Origin of the sequence: Pseudomonas sp. TH31, assembly GCF_016650815.1 — a bacterium.
Classification (GTDB): Bacteria; Pseudomonadota; Gammaproteobacteria; order Pseudomonadales; family Pseudomonadaceae; genus Aquipseudomonas.
In genome coordinates this window covers 156,378-177,729 of sequence record NZ_JAEKEZ010000006.1, presented here as the reverse complement: position 1 = coordinate 177,729, position 21,352 = coordinate 156,378, and the positions used below count along the sequence as shown (strand labels likewise).

Below are 21,352 nucleotides of genomic sequence, written 5' to 3'. Positions count from 1 at the left end.
GGCGGGAGCTGCACCATGTTGAACACCCTTCTTCCAATCCTGCTGTTTGCTGCCCTGGGCCTGGGTGTCCTGGGCGCGTTGCGGCGGGTGGCCATGTGGCGCCGGGGCCGGGCTTCGAAAGTCGACCTGATCGGCGGCCTGCTGGCCATGCCCAAGCGCTACATGGTTGACTTGCACCACGTGGTGGCGCGGGACAAATACATCGCCAACACCCACGTAGCCACGGCCGGTGGTGCGGTGGCGTCCATCGTGCTGGCGATTCTGGTGCACGGTTTTGGCCTGCATAACCGCTTCCTCGGTTATGCACTGTTGCTGATGACAGCGGTGATGTTCGTCGGCGCGATCTTTGTCTACCTGCGTCGGCGCAACCCACCGGCCCGTTTGTCCAAAGGTCCGTGGATGCGCTTGCCGAAAAGCTTGCTGGCGTTCTCGGCGTCGTTCTTCCTGGTGACCCTGCCGGTGGCGGGTATCCTCCCGGAAAACTTCGGCGGTTGGCTGTTGGCGGCCATCCTCGGTGTCGGCGTGCTCTGGGGCGTCTCGGAATTGTTCTTCGGCATGACCTGGGGCGGGCCGATGAAGCACGCCTTCGCCGGTGCGTTGCACCTGGCCTGGCACCGTCGCGCCGAACGCTTTAATGGCGGCCGTTCCACTGGTTTGAAACCGCTGGACCTGAATGACCGAACCGCGCCGCTGGGCGTGGAAAAACCCACGGATTTCACCTGGAACCAACTGCTCGGCTTTGACGCTTGCGTGCAGTGCGGCAAGTGCGAAGCGGCGTGCCCGGCGTTCGCCGCCGGCCAGCCGCTGAACCCGAAAAAACTGATTCAAGACATGGTGGTTGGCCTGGCCGGTGGGACTGACGCCAAGTTCGCTGGCAGCCCGTACCCAGGCAAAGCGATTGGTGAACACGCCGGTAATCCGCATCAACCGATCGTCAACGGTCTGGTAGACGCCGAAACCCTGTGGTCCTGCACCACCTGCCGCGCCTGCGTCGAGGAATGCCCGATGATGATCGAGCACGTTGACGCCATCGTCGACATGCGCCGCCATCTGACTCTGGAAAAAGGCGCCACGCCAAACAAGGGCGCCGAAGTCCTGGAAAACCTGATCGCCACCGACAACCCTGGCGGCTTCGCCCCGGGCGGGCGGATGAACTGGGCGGCGGATTTGAACCTGAATCTGCTCAGCGAGAAGAAGTCGGTCGACGTGCTGTTCTGGGTCGGCGACGGTGCCTTCGACATGCGCAACCAGCGCACCTTGCGCGCCTTTGTCAAAGTGCTGAAGGCGGCCAAGGTCGACTTCGCGGTACTCGGACTCGAAGAGCGCGACAGCGGTGACGTGGCCCGACGCCTGGGCGACGAAGCGACCTTCCAGCTGTTGGCCAGACGCAACATCCAGACCCTGGCCAAATACAGCTTCAACCGCATCGTCACCTGCGACCCGCACAGCTTCCACGTGCTGAAAAACGAGTACGGCGCCTTCGACGGCAACTACCTCGTGCAGCACCACAGCACCTACATGGCCGAAATCATCGGCGCTGGCGCCCTGAACCTCGGCCAGCACAAAGGCAGCAGCGTGACTTATCACGACCCGTGCTACCTCGGTCGCTACAACGGTGAATACGAGGCGCCGCGTGAAGTGCTGCGCGCCCTCGGGATTGAAGTGAAGGAAATGCAACGCTCCGGTTTCCGCTCGCGCTGCTGCGGTGGTGGCGGTGGTGCGCCGATCACCGACATACCGGGCAAGCAACGGATCCCCGACATGCGCATGGATGACATCCGCGAAACCGGCGCCGAGCTGGTGGCCGTCGGTTGCCCACAATGCACCGCGATGCTCGAAGGCGTGGTTGAACCGCGTCCGCTGATCAAGGACATCGCCGAACTGGTGGCTGACGCACTGCTCGAAGACGCTGCACCGAGCAAGCCAGGTACCCCGGCCAAACGTGAACCTGCGGAGGCCCACTGATGAGCGACATTATCCGCCGCGACCCCCGCGCCGAATGGATTGCCCGTAACCGGCTGCACCCGCTGCACGCGGCGATGCAACCGGCGCAACACAGCTGGATGGGGCCTAACGGCGTCATCCGCAAGAACCTGCATGGCATTGGTTTTATCGGGCCTAACGGCATCAAGCGCATCGACCGCAGTGGCGCGCAGCAGGGCGGGGCGACCAAGCGTTCGGCCGCCGTTGACGTGCAATTGCCGCTGCATCAGGTGCCGCAACCGGCGTTTTACATCAGCGTCGTGCCGGACATGGTCGGCGGGCGCTTGAGCAGCCACGACCGCGACTTGCTCGGCCTCGCTCATCAGTTGGCCGGCAAGGACGGCGCGGTGTTGGCCGTGGTTTTCGGCGAACACAAAGAAAACGCCTTTGCCACTGCAGGCGTTGATCGCTTGCTGGTGCTTGAAGGCGATCAATTCAGCGGTTATGCACCGGAACAACGGGTCCAGGGCCTGCGGGCTGTGGATAACCAGTTCAACCCGCGTCACTGGTTGCTGCCGGACAGCCGCAGCGGTGGTGGCGAACTCGGTCGCCGCTTCGCTGCTGCACTGGGTGAGCGCCCGGCCACACGGGTCTGGCAGGTCAAGGATCAGGAATGCATCGGCCGCGCCGGTGCGGGCCTGCAAGACCTTGCCCGGCCGGTTGCGCGCTTGATTCTGGCCGCCGTCGAGTGCGCCGAACCGGTCAGCGAAACCCGTCACGAAGCCTTGCCGGTGGAGTTATCCACAGCCGTGGTTCGCAGCCTGTCGCGCATCGAAGATTTAGGCGCGGTGGCGGTGGACCCGGCAGCGATTCCAATGGCCGAAGCCGAGTTCATCTTCTCCGGTGGCAACGGGGTCAAGGACTGGGGACTTTTCCACAGGACGGCCGAAGCGCTGGGCGCTACCGAAGGTGCATCCCGGGTGGCGGTGGACGATGGGTTCATGGCCCGCGATCGTCAGGTCGGAGCGTCTGGTACCTGGGTCACCGCGCGGGTCTACGTGGCCGTGGGGATTTCCGGGGCGATCCAGCACCTGCAAGGCATCGGTGCCTGCGACAAGGTGGTGGCGATCAACCTCGATCCTGGCTGCGACATGATCAAACGGGCCGACCTGTCGGTGATCGGCGAAAGCGCCGGGATTCTTCAAGCCTTGATCGATGCGATAGCGGCTTATCGCAACGACGCCAAGCGCGATGCGGCTTAAGGGAAGGAAAGGGTTATGAGTACTAACGTCATCAGCCTGGTGTCCATCGGCGCCCACCCGACCTCCGGCCGGCCACGCCGCGCCGAACTGGACGCGCGCGCCGTGGAACTGGGGCTGCAACTGGCTGGGGATAACCTGCAAGTGCTGCATGCCGGCAACGTCGCGGAACCCGCTCTGCGTGCCTATCTGGGCATGGGGCTGGAACAACTGCACGTGCTGGAACAACCGGAAGGCGCCGACGCGCTGCCCGCGTTGACCGCCTATTTGCGTGACGCCGGGGCGCAAGTCGTGCTGACCGGCAGCCAGGCTGAGACCGGCGAAGGCTCGGGCATGTTGCCGTTCCTGCTGGCGGAAAGCCTCGGCTGGCCGCTGGTGGTGGGGCTGGCTCAGGTTGAATCCATCGACGGTAATTCGGCCCTGGTGCTGCAAGCCTTGCCCCGTGGTCAGCGTCGTCGCTTGAAAGTACGGCTGCCGTTTCTGGCGACTGTGGATAACGCTGCGCCGAAGCCTCGGCAAAGCGCCTACGGCCCGGCCCGACGCGGCGTGTTGCAGGCCGATGACGTCGAAGTGATTGATGATGAGCTGCTGGCGGTTGCCACTCTGCAACCGGCCAAGCCGCGGCCAAAACGCCTGAAAGTGATCAAAGCCAAAAGCGCCGCCGACCGGATGAAAGCCGCGACAGCCAAGGCCAGCGGTGGGGGTGGGCAAGTCCTTAAAGGGGTAACCGCACAAGCCGGGGCCGAAGCAATTCTGAAGTTGTTGATCGAAGAAGGCGTGGTTCGCTAACGCTTTTTGTAGGAGCTGCCGAAGGCTGCGATCTTTTGACTTTGTTTTTTAAGATCCAGATCAAAAGATTGTCCAAACGCGGCCCGAGCCTTCGGCAGCTCCTACATTTGGGCGGGATAGTCTGTCAGTCCGCCTTCGCGAGCAAGCCCGCCCACAAGGGAAAAATAATGGCAGTTGAATTTCGTTCGGCCCTGCGCGCGGATGCGCGGGAGATTGCTCGCTTGTTTCAGATTTCATCAGAAGGTGCCGCGGATTACATCTGGAGCCAACTGGCGCAGCCCGGCCAGGACTTGCTGGATGTCGGTGCCAGTCGCTACGCCCGTGATGACGTCGACTTCTCCTGGCAGAACTGCCTGATCGCGCAGGCTGAGGGGAACGTCATCGGTATGCTGCACAGCTACGTGATGCGTTACGACCCACTGGCCGCTCCCGTCACCGATCCGGTCCTGGCGCCATACGCCACGATGGAAATCCCCGACACCCTTTATATTTCGAGCCTGGCATTACATGAGGGTTGGCGTAATCAGGGTTTGGGCCAACAATTCCTCGCCTATGCGTACGACCGCGCCAACCAGTTGGGCCTCAACGGTTTGAGCCTGATCGACTATGCAGCCAACACCGGCGCCTGTCGGTTCTATCAACGGCATGGCTTCCGTATCGTCGACACCTGCCAGATCACCCCCCACCCGATGATTCGGGTGACGGGTGAGGCCTATCTGATGTATCGCCCATAAGGCATGTGAACCCAATCCCTGTGGGAGCGGGCTTGCTCGCGAAGAGGCCGTCACATCCAACATCAATGTCGCCTGATCCACCGCCTTCGCGAGCAAGCCCGCTCCCACAGTGGTTCGATGTGGATCACAGAGTATGGGCACAGCCCCAATCCCCTGGAATTTTTGGATTTACCCACAATCCCTGTTAGTCCTTCTGTGGATAACATGTTCACCCCTCGCCACACCCCGCGCCAATCAAGCCCTGCAACCCTTAGTACAAAAAACAACCAGCCTAACTTGCGGTTTTTTCGAGCTTTTTCCCGAGGATAAGTTTGTCCGCGCACCAATACTTGCCCCCAATCTCTGTTGGCGCTTCTGTGGATAAGATGTTCGCTCTCCGCTACAGCCCCTACAAACCGGGCTTGTCAGGCAGCTGGCTAAAAAACAACCAAATCACTGTTTTAAGCCGATAAACCTTCCGTAAACCCCGATTTATCAAGCCTTGCGCAGGTTTTCCACAGATCCGCCAAAGTTGCCCCCAAAGTCTGTTGGCGCTTCTGTGGATAAGGTGTTCGCCATCCTCTACAGCCCATGTAAATCGTGGCTTACAAGCTTTAGATCAAAAAACAACCAATGGCCGCTCAGAACCCTGCTTCTGGATAAGTCACGGTTTTTCTTCATTAATTTCCAAGATAATTCCTAACAAACCCTAACTTGTCCCCAATTGCTGTGGGCGAAGGTGTGGATAACTTGTTTGCTAAACCCTGCAAGCCACGCCCGGCATAGGCCCGAACGTAATAGATCAGATTTCATACAGGTCTAAGCCACTGCCTTGACTTCAATCTGTCGCCTGTCTTCACTCACCAGTTACCAAGGACAACGTCACTTATCCACATCTGGTTCAGGGAGAACGCGTGATGGATAGCCAGCCACACCGCTCGCACCCCATTCCCTGCAAAACCTGCGTCCCGGCGCCGGCGACTTCGCTGCGTAAGCGCATCCATCGCCGAGCCGCCAATCAGCGTGCCCGTCTATAGCACCTGACCCTTCCAATGCCACAGCTTTGCTGTCGCTGAGTTCGCTCGGTGGCCAGGTGTTCGTTCGCCCATTGATAGCAGGCAACCGCAGAGTTGCCCCATCCGCCTGAGAGAGGAAAAGACCCATGACACGGATCGCAACGCCCATCAGCGACATCAAGGAACACTACGACGTGATCGTCATCGGCTCCGGCTATGGCGGCGCGATTGCGGCTTCGCGCCTGTCCCGGGCCGGCAAGCGGGTGTGCCTGCTGGAGCGCGGTCGGGAGATGCAGCCTGGCGAGTACCCCAACACCATGATCGCGGCCACCGAGCAATTGCAGGTGCATGACCCGGACGGCCACATCGGCTCGCGCACCGGGTTGTTCGACCTGCACGTCAACGCCCAGCAAAACGTGGTGGTCGGTTGCGGGCTGGGCGGTACGTCGCTGATCAACGCCAATGTTGCGCTGGAACCGGAACCCGGTGTGTTCGACGATCCGCGCTGGCCGCTGGCGGTGCGCGAACATCGCGACACCTTGCTCAAGGACGGTTACGCCCGGGCCGGGGAGATGCTCAAGCCCATGCCATATCCAGGCACCTCGCCGGTATTGCCCAAACTCGAAGCCAACAAAAAATCAGCGGATTACCTCAAGCAAGGCGCGCACTTTTACCGTCCGCCGATCAACGTGACCTTCGACAAACTGCCGAACAACCTCAACCACGTCGGCGTCGAGCAGTTGCCTTGCAACCACTGCGGCGACTGCGTTTCGGGCTGCAACAACAAGGCCAAGAACACCACGCTGATGAACTACCTGCCGGACGCCTGGAACCACGGCGCCGAGATCTTCTGCCAGGCCGAAGTGCGGCACCTGGAGCGCGACGGCGATGGCTGGATCGTGCACTTCCAGTACCTGGACAGCGGCCGCGAGAAGTTCTCGGCGCCAACGTTGTTCGTCAAAGCCGACATCGTGGTGGTGTCCGCAGGGACCTTGGGATCCACTGAGATCCTTCTGCGCTCCAGGGACAAGGGGCTGTCGACCTCCAACCAGCTCGGCGAAAACATGAGCGGCAACGGCGACATCCTCGGCTTCGGTCATAACTGTGAACAGCCGATCAACGGCATCGGTTTCGGCGCGCATCCGGCCAAGGAACTGCAGCCGGTTGGCCCGTGCATCACCTCGGTGATCGACCTGCGCACCGAAGGCGACTGGCGTAGCCGCATGGTCATCGAAGAGGGCTCGATCCCCGGCGCTCTCGGCCGGCCGATGGTGCCGAGCATGGCCGGGTTCGCCGAGCTGATTGGCGTGGCGACCGACGACAGCGCTACCAGCAAGATCAAATACAAGGAACGCGAAGCCGAAAGCTTCCTGCGTGGGCCTTACTATGGCGCGCTGCACAACATGCAGACCTACCTGATCATGAGCCACGACGACGGCAAGGGCCGGATGCTGCTCGACAGCAAGGATCAGCTGCGCATCGATTGGCCCGGGGTTGGCGAGCAGGAAAACGTCAAGCTCGGCAATGAACGCCTGCACCTGAGCACCAAGGCACTGGGTGGGATCTGGGTCGAGAATCCGATCTGGACCAAACTGCTCAAGCACAGCATCGTTTCGGTCCACCCGCTGGGCGGTTGCGTGATGGGCGAGGACGCGGGGCAGGGCGTGGTCAACCACAAGGGCCAAGTGTTTAGCGGTGTCAGCGGCACTGACGTGTATGCCGGTTTGTACGTGACCGACGGCGCGGTGATCCCGACGTCCCTGGCGGTCAATCCGCTGCTGACGATCTCGGCGGTGAGCGAGCGCAACATGGGCCTGCTGGCGGCTGATCGCGGTTGGCAAATCGATTACACGTTGCCGTCGGCACCGCGCAAACAGGTCGCGCCGCCGACCCTCGGCGTGCAGTTCACCGAAACCATGAAGGGCTACTTCTCCAAGGCTTTCACCCAGCCTCAGGGCACAGACCTCCCGTTGTATGAAGCAGCAGCCACTCGCGGCGAGTCGGAAAACTCGCCCATCGAGTTCACCCTGACCATCACCGCCAACGACCTCAACCGGATGATCAAGGAACCTGAACACGCCGCCACCCTGGTCGGCACGCTGAATGCACCGGGCCTGTCGCCGCAGCCACTGACCGCCAGCAACGGCGTGTTCAACCTGTTCGAGCAGTACGAAGAACAGGTCGGCGTGCGCCACATGAAGTACGACATGAAACTGACCGCCGAGGATGGCCAGGACTATTTCTTCAGCGCCTTCAAAACCGTGCCTGAAGACAACGGCGTGCTGAACATCTGGCACGACACCAGCACCCTGTACGTCACGCTGTATCGCGGGCCGGACAAGAGCGGTGCGGTGATCGGCTCCGGGGTGATGCACATCCACCCGACCGACTTCGCCAAGCAAATGACCACCATGAAAGTGCTCAACGCCCGCAACGAGCGTGAGCGCATCGAAGGCCTGGCACGCTTCGGCAAGTTCTTCGCCGGGATTCTCTGGGAGAGTTACGGCGGCGTGTTTGCCGGCGACATCTACTTCAACCCCGACGCGCCACCGCGGCTGAAACGACCGCTGGATGCACCAACCCCGAGCGTGCATTTCTTCCCGACCGAGGACAACGTCGAACTGCGCCTGACCCGTTATCAGGGCGGCACCAAAGGCCCGGTGATGCTGGTGCATGGGCTGGGCGTGGGCTCGAATATTTTCTCCACCGACACCATCCAGACCAACCTGTTGGAGTACCTGTGCAAGCACGAGTACGACGTCTGGCTGCTGGATTTACGGGTGAGCATCCTGCTGCCGGCGAGCAAGAAGGAATGGAATGGCGACCAGATCGCCGAGTACGACTTCAAGGCTGCCATCGGCCAGATTCAGCAGGCGACCAAGGCCGCCGACGTGCAGTGCGTGGTGCATTGCTACGGTGCGACGACCTTCTTCATGTCGCTGCTGGCCGGGTTGCAAGGCGTGCGTTCGGTGGTTTGTTCGCAGATTGCCGCCGATACCGTCGTGGCCACGGCTACCGGGCTAAAGGCCGGTTTGCATTTGCCGGGCATGCTCGATGCCATCGGGGTCAAATCCCTTACCGCCTACGCCGACAACAAGGAGAACTGGTTCAACAAACTCTACGACAAAGCCCTCAACGGCTACGCCCGGATCGAGGCCCAGGGTTACTGCACCAACCCGGTGTGCCACCGCATCACGTTCATGTACGCGTCGTTGTACCGCCACGACACCCTCAATGAAACCTTGCACGACAACCTGCACGAGCTATTTGGCGAGTCGAACATGCAGACCTTCGAACACCTGGCGCTGATCGTGCGCAAAGGTCATCTGGTGAACTTCAAGGGTGAAGACGTCTACATGTCGCACTTCGACCGGTTGAGCATGCCGATCTGCTTTATCAGCGGTGCGGACAACCAGTGCTACCTGCCGGAGAGCACGCTCAAGACCTATGAGCGGGTGTGCAAAGTCCACGGGCCGGAACGCTATAGCCGGCAGGTGGTGCCGGGTTATGGCCATATCGACTGCATGTTCGGCAAGGACGCGGTGGTCGATGTGTACCCGATCATCCTGCAACACCTGGAGAAGACCGCCCAAGGTTGAAACAACTCTCCCCTGTAGGAGCTGCCGCAGGCTGCGATCTTTTGACTTTGATTTTTAAAAGCAAGATCAAAAGATCGCAGCCTGCGGCAGCTCCTACAGGGCGGTGTCGCGTTCGAAATGAACAACAAGGAAATGGATGATATGGACACTTACATCCGCTGGTTCCAGCGCTTCATCTGGCTAGGCATCGTGATGAATATGTTCTTCGCGCTGCCGGCCCTGTTCGCCCCGGCGCTGCTGACGTCGATGCTCGGCCTGGCGCCGCAACTCTCCGATCCCTGGCTGGAAAACGCTGGCATGTTGCTGGTCGGCATCAGCGTGTTCTACATGCCGTCGGGCTTCAACGCGCCGCGTTTCGTGGTGCATTCCTGGTTGTGCGTGCTGACGCGACTGATCGCCGTGGCGTTCTGGATTTACCTGATCAACACCAGCAACCAGGCCACGGTGTTTGTGCCGATGCTGCTGGGCGACCTGAGCATGTTCCTGATCCTCGGGGTTTTGCTGTACCTGGGCAGCACGCCGGCCAATCGACCGTTGGCACTGCTCTGCGGCGGCTGGCGGGAATGGCGCGCGGGCTGGGCGCTACGCTGGCAAAGCCACAGCTTCAAGGTCGGCACGCTGATCGTGGTGTTGGTGCTCGGGTTTATCGGTTACGAAACCTGGTACCAGATGCTGCGGATCGTGCCGGCGCAGAAATACGCCTCCGACGAAGACCACTACAAATACGCCGCCATCGGCCTCGGCATCGAAGCGCGGATTCCGTATTACCTGTTCGCCGTGCTGCCGCAGATGTGCCCGGAGAAATTGCCGAAACCCGGCGGCTACGAAGTCTTCGGTTTCCTCTACGAAAACGGCAAGGACCTGCCCATCGGCATGGCCAAGCGGCAGATCGGCTACCCGACGGTCGAGCCAAACTGCGCCCTGTGCCACACCGGTTCCTACCGGGCGAATGCCAGCGACGTCGCCACAACCGTGGCCACCGCACCGGCCAACACCCTGCAACTGCAAGCGTTCCAGTGGTTCGCCTACGATTGCGCCAGCGACCCGACATTCACCACCGACGCAGTGATGACGGCGATCAACAGCAAATTCCAGCTCGGGTTTTTCGAGCGGATATACAACCGCTACCTGATCATCCCGATGGCCAAGAGCGCGTTGCTCAAACAGAAACAGGCCTACGCCTGGCAGAAACTGCGCCCACCCCAGGGGCCGGGGCGTACCGACACTTTCAACCCGACCAAAATGGTGGTGTTCGGCTTCCCGGATGACTCGACCATCGGCACCGTCGACCTGCCGCAAGTCTGGAACCAGAAACCCCGGAGTCGCTGTACCTGCACTGGGACGGCAACAACAACGACATCCACGAGCGTAACTACGCAGCAGCCATGGCCGTGGGCGCGACGCCGGAATCGGTGCTGCCCGAAAGCTTCAACCGCGTGACCAACTGGTTGCTCGGCACCAAGCCGCCGGTGTGGCCGTGGGCGCTGGATCAGGCAAAGGTCGCCCAAGGCAAACCGATCTGGGACAAAAACTGCGCCGGTTGCCATGAATTCGGCCGCACCGACACCGGGCAAGTCACCACCAACATCGACGAACTGGGCACCGATCCCCATCGGCTGGACTCGTTCACCACCGGTCTGGTGGACGCTTTCCATGGTTTCAAAAAGCCGCCGTTCGACTTCAACGCCTACCGCAAGACCCAGAGCTACAGCAACACGCCGACCGACGGCATCTGGATGCGCGCGCCTTACCTGCACAACGGCTCGGTGCCAACGCTGTGGGATTTGCTGCAACCGCCGGAACAGCGGCCGCAGGTGTTCTTCACCGGTTCCGACGTCTACGACCAGCAGAAGGTTGGTTTCGTCACCACTGGCCAAACACCGGGCGGTTTCAAATACGACACTCGACTCGAAGGTAATCACAACAGCGGCCACCTGTATGGCACGCAGCTGTCGGAGGTCGATAAACGGGCGCTCATCGAATTCATGAAAACCCTGTGATCCCACTACGGATGGAGGAATGCCAACATGTCATTAGTCAGTCATTGGGAACATGAGTACGACAAGGTCAAAGTCCGCCTGCACGGGATCTATACGCGGCTGGACATGGCCTGGAAAAAACTCATCAGCGACATCGAGCCCGAGGAGTTCGAGGCCATCGTCACGCTGCTGCAACGCGGTCACGATCAGGCGCAATACGTGCTCAAGAACGGTGAGTTGCCGGACGATGAACCGAGCGTGCCGTGGGAGTTGTCCCACGGCTTGTCGATCCTGCACATCGGCAACGCCACGCCGTTGCCGCAATCAGAGGACGAACTGCAAACCCGCGTGCTCAAGGACGGCAGTTTGCTCGGGTGTCACAAATGGGAGCTGCTCGACTTGCTGTGGAGCGAGGCGCTGCTGAAGTGGATTGAAAACCTGCGCCATCACGCGCCGTTCGCCACCACCCCGGCGCTGATGAAAATGGACAGCGACGTGACCCTGGCGATTGCCGGCGACTGGGGCACCGGGCCGTTCGACAGCCATGCCCCAGCGGTGGCGGTGGCCCTGCAAATGCAACTCGGCGCGCCGGACTTCACCATTCACCTGGGCGATGTGTATTACGCCGGCACCAACTCCCAGGAAGACGTCGACATGGTCGGTTGGCCGCAGGGGCGGCAGGGCTCGTTCACGCTAAACTCCAACCATGAGATGTACAGCGGCGCCCACGGCTACTTCAAGGAACTGGCCAAGCGTTTTCCCCAGCAGCAGGGCACCAGTTATTTCGCGTTGTACAACGACGATTGGCTGGTGGTGGGCCTCGACAGTGCGTATGCCTCGGATGCGATGAACCTGTACATGGAGGGCACGCTGAACCAGCAGCAGATCGACTGGATGAAAGGTTTGCCGCAGCGCAAAAAGATCATGGTGCTCAGCCATCACCAGGGTTTCGATATCTCCGGGCACAACAAGACCGCGCTGTATCAACCGGTGTGTGATGCGCTGGGGCGGGAACCGGACTACTGGTATTGGGGGCATTTGCACAACGGCATTTGCTACGCGACCCAGGGCGGGTTGCACGCGCGCTGTGCCGGGCACGGGGCGATTCCGTATGGCAATGCCCGCGAACTGGACGGACATTCGCGGGTGTTGTGGTCGGAAACACAGAGTGCGCAGGACGAGGCGTACCCGCTGCGGGTGCTGAACGGTTACGTGAAGGTGCGGTTGCTGGGGGAGAACATCGAGGAGACGTTTATCGGTGAGGATGGGTCGGTGCGGTGGTCTTCGGCACTACAGTAATGATGGGGTGATGCTAAAAGATCGCAGCCTGCGGCAGCTCCTACAGAGATGGCGTCTACCCGTGATTTCACGGATACACCTCACCCCTGTAGGAGCTGCCGAAGGCTGCGATCTTTTGATCTTGCTTAGCCCTGAACCGGCACACCTTTGAGGTACGGCGCAGGCTCGGCCCCAAGGTTGTTCAGCAGACGCTCGCTGTACCAATCCACGAAATTCACCACGCCAAACTCATAGGTCTTGGAGTAAGGCCCAGGCTGGTAAGCGGTGGAGTTGATTCCGCGCTGGTTCTCTTCGGCCAGGCGACGGTCCTGGTCGTTGGTCGCATCCCAGACCTGGCGCATGCGCTCCACGTCGTAGTCCACGCCTTCAACCGCGTCCTTGTGCACGACCCACTTGGTGGTGACCATGGTTTCCTGGGCGCTGATCGGCCACACGGTGAACACGATGATGTGGTCGCCCATGCAGTGGTTCCACGAGTGCGGCAGGTGCAGGATGCGCATCGAACCGAGGTCCGGGTTTTTGATCCGGCCCATCAGTTTGGCGCAGCCCTGCTTGCCGTCCATGGTCATCGACACGGTGCCCTTGAGCAGCGGCATGCGCACGATACGGTTGCGCAGGCCGAAGCTGGCGTGGGCATAAGGGATCTTCTCGGCTTCCCAGGCCGCGGCGGACGCGGCAACGTGGTCCTTGAAGCCCTGGTCTGCGCGTGGGTCGGTGACGTCGTCCCATTCCAGCAGGGTTTTCAGCAGTTCCGGGTGCGACGCGTTGCAGTGGTAGCACTCGCGGTTGTTTTCCAGCACCAGTTTCCAGTTGGCCTTTTCCATCAAGGTGGTGGTAATGGCCACCTTGGTGTTCTCCATGTCGTACGGTTCCATGTAATGGCTGAGCGTCGACAGGAAGTCATCGATGGCCGGCGGGTTTTCCGACAGGCTGATGAAGATATAGCCGCCAGCGGTTTTCACGTTCACCGGTTTCAAGCCGTATTGCTTCATGTCGAAGTCGGCGCCCATCTCAGTGCCGGCGAACAACAGGCGACCGTCCAGCTCGTACGTCCACTGGTGGTAATGGCAGACCAGCTTGGCGACTTTGCCTTTTTCACTGGTGCACAGGCGCGAGCCACGGTGGCGGCAGACGTTGTGGAACGCATGCACCACGCCTTCGGCGCCACGAATCACGATGATCGGGTTCTTGCCGACCTGCAGGGTCAGGTAGTTGCCCTTGGTCGGGATTTCGCAGGTCATGCCGGCGATCAGCCACTCTTTCTGGAAGATCTCCTGCATGTCGATATCAAACAGCCGCTCGTCAGAGTAAAACGGCTGCGGCAGCGAGAAAGTACGCTCGCGTTCTTGCAGCATCTGCGCGGTTGCCTTGCGTGCGGGTTCCAGCGGATCGCCCAGGCTGATTTTTGCGGTGACGTCCATCGATTTGATCCTCATGGCCTTTCTGTGAGGCCGGCGAAATAGTGGCTGATACGGTTACATCGCAAGGCGTAAAGAAACTGTCTTTGTGTGGAGCGAGTGTGGGCCCGGCGCTGCCCAGAACCTTATCCATGGGCGACATGGCCCAATCTGTTCCCGACGCGCAACCCCCGGTAGTTGGGGGCTGGTCGCGATAAGTATGTGAATGTCGCAGATAGGTAAATGGGTGGCTCGCGCTATACGCAGAATCGCCAACATAAGGCCGACACACGGCTACGGAGAACAGCATGTCCAACAGCTTCCTGAATCCGGTAACCACCCAGACCTGGGCCAATGGTCGACACATCGTCCGTTGCGTTAAAGTCATCCAGGAAACCTGGGACGTGCGCACCTTCTGTTTTATGGCCGATCAGCCAATCCTGTTCTTCTTCAAGCCCGGGCAGTTTGTCACCCTGGAGCTGGAAATCGACGGCGTGCCGATCATGCGCTCCTACACCATTTCCAGTTCGCCATCGGTGCCGTACAGCTTTTCGGTGACGATCAAGCGTGTGCCGGGCGGCAAGGTTTCCAACTGGCTGCACGACACCCTGCATGAAGGCCAGGAGCTGGCGGTGCACGGGCCGGTCGGGCTGTTCAACGCCATGGACTTCACCGCGCCCAAGGTGTTGTACCTCAGCGGCGGCGTGGGTATTACGCCAGTCATGTCGATGGCGCGCTGGTTCTACGACACCAACGGCAACGTCGACATGGTGTTTATCCACAGCGCCCGCTCACCGAAAGACATCATTTACCACCGCGAGCTGGAACATATGGCCTCGCGGATCGACAACTTCAGCCTGCACCTGATTTGCGAGAAGCATGGTCTGGGCGAACCCTGGGCCGGTTATCGCGGTTACCTGAACCACAAGATGCTGGAACTGATGGCACCGGACTTCCTGGAGCGCGAAGTCTTCTGCTGTGGTCCGACGCCCTACATGAACGCGGTCAAGCGCATGCTCGAAGCGGTCGGCTTCGACATGAGTCGTTATCACGAAGAATCCTTCGGTGCGACGCCGCCGGAAGCCCGTGCCGATGCGGTGGAACAAGCCGAAATCGCCGCCGACGCGCCGGACATCGACGTGGCGGACCTGCATCAAGTGGAGTTCACCGCGTCCGGCAAGAGCATTCGTGTGGCGCCGGGGGAAACCGTACATGCGGCGGCGGCCAAGCTCGGCCTGCTGATTCCGAAGGCGTGCGGGATGGGGATTTGCGGCACGTGCAAAGTGATGAAGCTGGGTGGCGAGGTCGAAATGGACCACAACGGCGGGATTACCGAGGAAGACGAGGCCGAAGGGTTTATTTTGTCGTGCTGCAGCGTGCCGAAGGGTGATGTGCGGATCGAGTTCTAAAACCGTCTGCACAAAAACCCTGTAGGAGCTGGTAGGAGCTGTCGAGTGAAACGAGGCTGCGATCTTTTGATCTTGCTCTTAAAAAACAACATCAAAAGATCGCAGCCTCGTTTCACTCGGCAGCTCCTACAGGGGGCGTGTTTCAGTCGACAAACAAGTCCGGCATCAGTTTGTCGGTGGAGTCCGGCTCAAACCGATACCCCTCAAAATCCGTCACTGCGTTTTCTCCCAGAATCTCTTCATCAATCAGCAACCGCCCGGTAATGCTGCGCCCTGTGCTGTCCAGAATGACATGGGCGGCATCCGCCATGATCGCCGGCGTTCGTGCGTGTTTGAAGGATTCCCGCGAGCCGAGTTGAAACTCGATGGCGGCGGTGGCGATCATGGTCTGCGGCCACAACGAGTTGACGCTGATGCCGTAACCCGCAAATTCCTCACTCATGCCCAGGGTCAGCATGCTCATGCCGTACTTGGTTACGGTGTAAGGGCTGTATTGCGCGAACCATTTCGTCGCCAGGTTCAGCGGTGGCGAAATGCTGAGGATGTGGCCGCCGCGTTTCTTCAAGTAGGGCAGGGCCGCCTGGCTGCACAGCAACACGGCGCGGGTATTGATTTGATGCATCAGGTCGAAACGCTTGAGCTCGACGTGCTGAACACCGGTCAACTTGATCGCGCCGGCATTGTTGATCAGCGCATCAATCCCGCCGAAGTGCTCATTGGCCTGGGCCAGTGCCTCACGTACCGCGACTTCATCGCGCACATCCACCTGTAATGCCAACGCCTTGCCACCCGCCGCCTCGACTTCCCTGGCCACGCTGAAAATTGTGCCCGGCAACTTGGGATGTGGTTCGGCGCTCTTGGCCGCAATCACAATATTGGCCCCGTCGCGGGCAGCCCGCAGTGCGATCTCGCGACCAATGCCACGGCTGGCGCCGGTGATGAACAGGGTTTTGCCTTGTAAGGACATGCGTGCGCTCCTGATTATTATTCTCTGAGCGAATCGAAACGGCTCGCCAGACAATGTAGACCAAGACTTTCAGGGGCGACGCGAGTCCTGTAGGAGCTGCCGAGTGAAACGAGGCTGCGATCTTTTGATCTTGATCTTAAAAACAAGATCAAAAGATCGCAGCCTCGTTTCACTCGGCAGCTCCTACAGGGGCAGGCTTAGGCGCTCATGACCTCGCGGATATCCGCCGCCAATTCCCGCACGCGCTCTTCTTCGGTGTCCCACGAGCACATGAAGCGGGCGCCGCCGTTGCCGATGAAGGTGTAGAAGCGCCAGCCCTTGGCGGTCAATGCGGCGATGGCCGGTTCCGAGAGTTGCAGGAACACGCCGTTGGCCTGTACCGGGAACATCAGTTCCACGCCGGCAATGTCGCTGACCAGTTCCGCCAGCAGCTGCGCGCAATGGTTGGCGTGTTTGGCGTATTTGAGCCAGGCGTTGTTTTCCAGGATCCCGACCCAGGGGGCGGACAGGAAGCGCATCTTCGAGGCCAATTGCCCGGCCTGCTTGCAGCGGTAGTCGAAGTCTTCAGCCAGTTTATGGTTGAAGAACAGAATCGCCTCACCCACCGCCATGCCGTTTTTCGTGCCGCCAAAGCACAGCACGTCGACGCCGGCCTTCCAGGTCAGGTCGGCCGGGGAGCAGCCGAGGAACGCGCAAGCGTTGGAGAACCGCGCGCCGTCCATGTGCAGGTTCAGGCCGAGCTCTTTGCAGGTGGCGCTGATGGCGCGGATTTCTTCCGGGGTGTAGACGCTGCCGACCTCGGTGGCCTGGGTCAGGGTCACGACGCGGGGTTTCGGGTAGTGGATGTCCTGGCGCTTGAGCGCGACTTCGCGGATCGATTCCGGGGTCAGCTTGCCGTTTTCGGTGCGCGCGACCAGCAGTTTGGAACCGTTGGAAAAGAATTCCGGCGCGCCGCATTCGTCGGTTTCGACGTGGGCGGTTTCCGAGCAGATCACGCTATGGTAACTCTGGCACAGCGACGACAGGGCCAGCGAGTTGGCCGCGGTGCCGTTGAAGGCGAAGAACACTTCGCAGTCGGTTTCAAACAGTTTGCGGAAATCGTCGGACGCGCGAGCGGTCCATTCGTCGTCGCCATAAGCGCGTTGGTGGCCGTGGTTGGCCTGTTCCATGGCGGCCCAGGCTTCAGGGCAGATACCGGAATAGTTGTCGCTGGCAAATTGTTGGCTCTTATCGGTCATGGCCTGATTCCGTGTTCAAAACCCCTATGGTGAAGGGTTTTGTGGTCAATGATGGTGCGCACTTTACCGAAGATCGTCCGGGGAGCACACGCGATGATGCTGTCAGAAAAATACACAGTCGATGGGCAATTATGCACATGACGCAGCGGGACGGCGCGCTGGATCTGCTCAAGTGGCTGGCGCTGTTGAGCATGGTGCTCGATCACCTGCGATATGTCGGTTACTCCCTCGATTTTCTGTATGTGCCGGGCAGGCTGGCGTTTCCCTGGTTCTGTCTGGCGATGGCGGCGAATCTGGTGCGCACCCGTGCGGCAGCGACTGATGGTCAGTGGCGCTATCTGGGGTGGTTGATGGTGTTTAGCGTTGTCAGTGAAATCCCCTACCGGGTCTACATTCCTGATCCCGACACGTTAAACGTGATGCCTACTTTGGTCCTCGGTCTGCTGGTGGCGCGTGGATGGCAGCAGCTGGTGCTTCAATCGCGACTGCTGGCGGTCGCTGCTGTATTGCTCGCGGTGTTGTTCCCGGAGCGACTGATGTTCGGTTTCTTCGGCGTGCTGTTGCCGCTGGCGATGCTGCTGGTGATCCGCCGGGCCTGGTATTTCAGCCTTTTGCCGGGGGTGGTGTGCCTGGCGGCAAATCAGTGGGCGGTGTTGTATGACGCGGCGCGGGAGGGCAACAGTGCGGCGATTTTCGGGATTGCCGCGTGTCTGATCGCGCCATTGCTGGGGGTGTTGTTTTTGCGACATGCCCAAAGCGTAAGGCCACCGCCAATGCGCCGCTGGGCGTACGCGCTCTATCCCGCGCACTTCCTGCTGCTGTTACTCGTCCGCGAGTTCGTCGCATAACCCTGTAGGAGCTGCCGAAGGCTGCGATCTTTTGATCTTCTAAAGAGCAAAGTCAAAAGATCGCAGCCTTCGGCAGCTCCTACGCACAGGCGCGCGCACCTTGTGGGAGCGAGCCTGCTCGCGATAGCGGTGGGTCAGGCAACATCAAGGCTGGCTGTGACGGCCTCATCGCGAGCAGGCTCGCTCCCACGGGGAATCCCCGGTGGTTCGAGGATGGCGTCTGACCCGCCATTTCAGCCCATGTCGTAAACGCACCTTTGCGTGGCGTCCATAGGCATTTGACCTGTCTGCGCCGGTCATACCATCGTGTCCATTGGGCACTGCCGAAAGGTACGTGCCTCACCGAGACGAAAGGCGCACAAGCCGCCGCTGGGAGAGACGCGATGTTCAGCAAGCAAGACCAGATCAAGGGCTACGACGATGCACTGCTGGCGGCGATGAATGCCGAGGAGCAACGCCAGGAAGATCACATCGAGCTGATCGCGTCAGAGAACTACACCAGCAAACGCGTCATGGAAGCGCAAGGCAGTGGCCTGACCAACAAATACGCCGAAGGCTATCCGGGCAAGCGCTACTACGGTGGCTGCGAGCACGTCGACAAGGTTGAAGCCCTGGCCATCGAACGCGCCAAGCAACTGTTCGGCGCCGATTACGCCAACGTCCAGCCGCACTCCGGCAGCCAGGCGAACGCCGCGGTTTATCTGGCCCTGTTGAATGCAGGCGACACCGTGCTGGGCATGAGCCTGGCCCACGGCGGTCACCTGACCCACGGCGCCAAAGTCAGCTTCTCCGGCAAGCTCTACAACGCCGTGCAGTACGGCATCGACACTAAAACCGGCCTGATCGATTACGACGAAGTCGAGCGCCTGGCGGTTGAGCACAAGCCAAAAATGATCATCGCCGGGTTCTCGGCTTACTCCAAGACCCTGGACTTCCCGCGTTTCCGTCAGATCGCTGACAAGGTTGGCGCCTACTTCTTCGTCGACATGGCTCACGTCGCCGGTCTGGTCGCTGCGGGCCTGTACCCGAACCCGCTGCCGTACGCTGACGTGGTCACCACCACCACCCACAAAACCCTGCGCGGTCCTCGTGGTGGCTTGATCCTGGCCAAGGCCAACGAAGAACTGGAAAAGAAATTCAACTCCGCGGTGTTCCCCGGTGGCCAGGGCGGCCCGCTGATGCACGTGATCGCCGGTAAGGCGGTGTGCTTCAAGGAAGCTTTGGAGCCCGGTTTCAAGGCCTACCAACAACAAGTGATCGACAACGCCCAGGCCATGGCCGGCGTGTTTATCAAACGCGGCTACGATGTAGTGTCCGGCGGCACCGACAATCACCTGTTCCTGGTCAGCCTGATCCGTCAGGGCCTTACCGGTAAAGAGGCGGACGCCGCCCTTGGCCGTGCCCACATCACCGTGAACAAGAACGCTGTGCCGAACGATCCACAGTCGCCGTTCGTAACCTCGGGCCTGCGCATCGGCACCCCGGCGGTGACCACTCGCGGCTTCAAGGTTACCCAGTGCGTGACGCTGGCCGGCTGGATCTGCGACATCCTCGACAACCTCGGCGATGCCGATGTCGAGGCCAATGTCGCGCAGCAAGTGGCAGCCCTGTGCGCGGACTTCCCGGTTTATCGCTGAGCGCGGTTTTGGAGTAAATGACTATGCAACGCTATTCGGGCTTCGGCCTCTTCAAGCACTCCCTCAGCCATCACGAAAACTGGCAGAAAATGTGGCGCACGCCGACCCCTAAAAAGGTCTATGACGTGGTCATTGTCGGCGGTGGCGGGCATGGTCTGGCGACCGCCTACTACCTGGCCAAGGAACACGGCATCACCAACGTGGCCGTGGTCGAGAAAGGCTGGCTGGGCGGCGGTAACACCGCGCGCAACACCACCATCGTTCGCTCCAACTACCTGTGGGACGAGTCGGCGCACCTGTACGAACACGCAATGAAATTGTGGGAAGGCCTGTCCCAGGACCTGAACTACAACGTGATGTTCTCCCAGCGTGGCGTTTACAACCTGTGCCACACCCTGCAAGACATACGTGATTCCGAGCGTCGGGTCAGCGCCAACCGCCTCAACGGTGTGGACGGCGAACTGCTCGATGCCAAGCAAGTGGCCGACGAGATTCCGTACCTCGACTGCTCCAGGAACACCCGCTACCCGGTGCTGGGCGCAACCGTTCAGCGTCGCGGCGGTGTGGCTCGTCACGATGCCGTGGCCTGGGGCTTTGCCCGTGCCGCCGACGCCTTGGGCGTGGACCTGATCCAGCAGACCGAAGTGATCGGTTTCCGCAAGGAAAACGGCGTGTGCATCGGTGTTGAAACCAACAAGGGCTTCATCGGCGCCAAGCGCGTCGGCGTAGTGACCGCCGGTAACTCCGGGCACATGGCCAAACTCGCCGGTTTCCGCCTGCCGATCGAATCCCACCCGCTGCAAGCACTGGTGTCCGAGCCGATCAAGCCGATTATCGACAGCGTGATCATGTCCAACGCCGTGCACGGTTACATCAGCCAGTCCGACAAGGGCGACCTGGTGATCGGCGCCGGTATTGACGGCTACAACGGCTACGGCCAGCGCGGTTCGTACCCGGTGATCGAGCACACCATCCAGGCCATCGTCGAGATGTTCCCGGTGCTGTCGCGCGTACGCATGAACCGTCAGTGGGGCGGCATCGTCGACACCACCCCGGATGCCTGCCCGATCATCTCGAAAACCCCGGTGCCGAACATGTTCTTCAACTGCGGTTGGGGCACCGGAGGCTTCAAGGCAACACCTGGCTCGGGCAACGTATTTGCCGCGAGCCTGGCCAAGGGTGAAATGCACCCATTGGCCGCACCTTTCTCCATCGACCGTTTCCACAACGGTGCGTTGATCGATGAACACGGCGCTGCTGCGGTTGCCCACTAACAGGA

13 protein-coding genes and 1 pseudogene are annotated in these 21,352 nt (G+C 60.6%); 11 read left to right on the top strand and 3 right to left on the bottom strand.

Annotated features, from left to right (window positions below; genetic code table 11):
* Positions 1 to 15: 15 nt before the first annotated feature.
* From dgcB to JFV26_RS03885, 7 genes and pseudogenes are all read left to right on the top strand, one after another.
* Complete coding sequence (gene dgcB / locus JFV26_RS03915; RefSeq protein ID WP_201189888.1) at positions 16 to 1,965, top strand: dimethylglycine demethylation protein DgcB; 1,950 nt, start codon at positions 16 to 18, stop codon at positions 1,963 to 1,965.
* A complete protein-coding gene (gene etfA, locus JFV26_RS03910) occupies positions 1,965 to 3,185 on the top strand; it encodes an electron transfer flavoprotein subunit alpha (protein ID WP_201189886.1) in 1,221 nt (406 codons plus the stop codon). Before dgcB ends, etfA begins: the two co-directional genes overlap by 1 nt.
* 15 nt (positions 3,186 to 3,200) lie before the next feature.
* Positions 3,201 to 3,971, top strand: coding sequence for an electron transfer flavoprotein subunit beta (etfB, locus tag JFV26_RS03905; RefSeq protein ID WP_201189884.1), 771 nt, complete (start codon positions 3,201 to 3,203; stop codon positions 3,969 to 3,971).
* Positions 3,972 to 4,138: 167 nt separating this feature from the next.
* Positions 4,139 to 4,705, top strand: a complete 567-nt coding sequence (locus tag JFV26_RS03900) for a GNAT family N-acetyltransferase (protein ID WP_201189882.1) — start codon at positions 4,139 to 4,141, stop codon at positions 4,703 to 4,705.
* Between the two features lie 1,141 nt (positions 4,706 to 5,846).
* Positions 5,847 to 9,299, top strand: coding sequence for a GMC family oxidoreductase N-terminal domain-containing protein (locus JFV26_RS03895; protein WP_201189880.1), 3,453 nt, complete (start codon positions 5,847 to 5,849; stop codon positions 9,297 to 9,299).
* A gap of 141 nt (positions 9,300 to 9,440) precedes the next feature.
* Positions 9,441 to 11,299: pseudogene (locus tag JFV26_RS03890) on the top strand (c-type cytochrome).
* Positions 11,300 to 11,326: 27 nt separating this feature from the next.
* Positions 11,327 to 12,577, top strand: a complete 1,251-nt coding sequence (locus tag JFV26_RS03885) for a metallophosphoesterase family protein (RefSeq protein WP_201189878.1) — start codon at positions 11,327 to 11,329, stop codon at positions 12,575 to 12,577.
* 125 nt (positions 12,578 to 12,702) lie between these two features.
* On the opposite strand, the gene gbcA is transcribed toward JFV26_RS03885, so the two are convergent.
* Positions 12,703 to 13,998, bottom strand: a complete 1,296-nt coding sequence (gbcA, locus tag JFV26_RS03880; RefSeq protein ID WP_201189877.1) for a glycine-betaine demethylase subunit GbcA — start codon at positions 13,996 to 13,998, stop codon at positions 12,703 to 12,705.
* Between the two features lie 284 nt (positions 13,999 to 14,282).
* On the opposite strand from gbcA, the gene gbcB reads away from it, so the two are divergent.
* Complete coding sequence (gbcB, locus tag JFV26_RS03875; RefSeq protein ID WP_201189876.1) at positions 14,283 to 15,383, top strand: glycine-betaine demethylase subunit GbcB; 1,101 nt, start codon at positions 14,283 to 14,285, stop codon at positions 15,381 to 15,383.
* A 142-nt stretch (positions 15,384 to 15,525) separates the two neighbouring features.
* Here gbcB and JFV26_RS03870 read toward each other — a convergent pair whose 3' ends face one another.
* On the bottom strand, positions 15,526 to 16,350 hold the full coding sequence (locus JFV26_RS03870) for an SDR family oxidoreductase (RefSeq protein ID WP_201189875.1): 825 nt from the start codon (positions 16,348 to 16,350) through the stop codon (positions 15,526 to 15,528).
* 197 nt (positions 16,351 to 16,547) lie between these two features.
* Positions 16,548 to 17,588 carry a threonine aldolase family protein gene (locus tag JFV26_RS03865; RefSeq protein WP_201189873.1) on the bottom strand — a complete coding sequence of 347 codons (1,041 nt, stop codon included), beginning with the start codon at positions 17,586 to 17,588 and terminating at the stop codon, positions 16,548 to 16,550.
* Between the two features lie 131 nt (positions 17,589 to 17,719).
* Between JFV26_RS03865 and JFV26_RS03860 the strand changes: the two genes are divergently transcribed.
* The 3 genes from JFV26_RS03860 to JFV26_RS03850 all read left to right on the top strand — a co-directional run bounded on the left by JFV26_RS03860 (position 17,720) and on the right by JFV26_RS03850 (position 21,347).
* Positions 17,720 to 18,436: a TraX family protein gene (locus JFV26_RS03860; RefSeq protein WP_201189871.1), complete on the top strand. Its 717-nt coding sequence runs from the start codon at positions 17,720 to 17,722 to the stop codon at positions 18,434 to 18,436.
* Between the two features lie 383 nt (positions 18,437 to 18,819).
* Positions 18,820 to 20,073, top strand: coding sequence for a serine hydroxymethyltransferase (glyA, locus tag JFV26_RS03855; protein WP_201189869.1), 1,254 nt, complete (start codon positions 18,820 to 18,822; stop codon positions 20,071 to 20,073).
* A gap of 23 nt (positions 20,074 to 20,096) precedes the next feature.
* Entirely contained in the window at positions 20,097 to 21,347 is a 1,251-nt protein-coding gene (locus JFV26_RS03850) for a sarcosine oxidase subunit beta (protein WP_201190667.1), read from the top strand.
* The last annotated feature ends 5 nt before the right edge of the window (positions 21,348 to 21,352 follow it).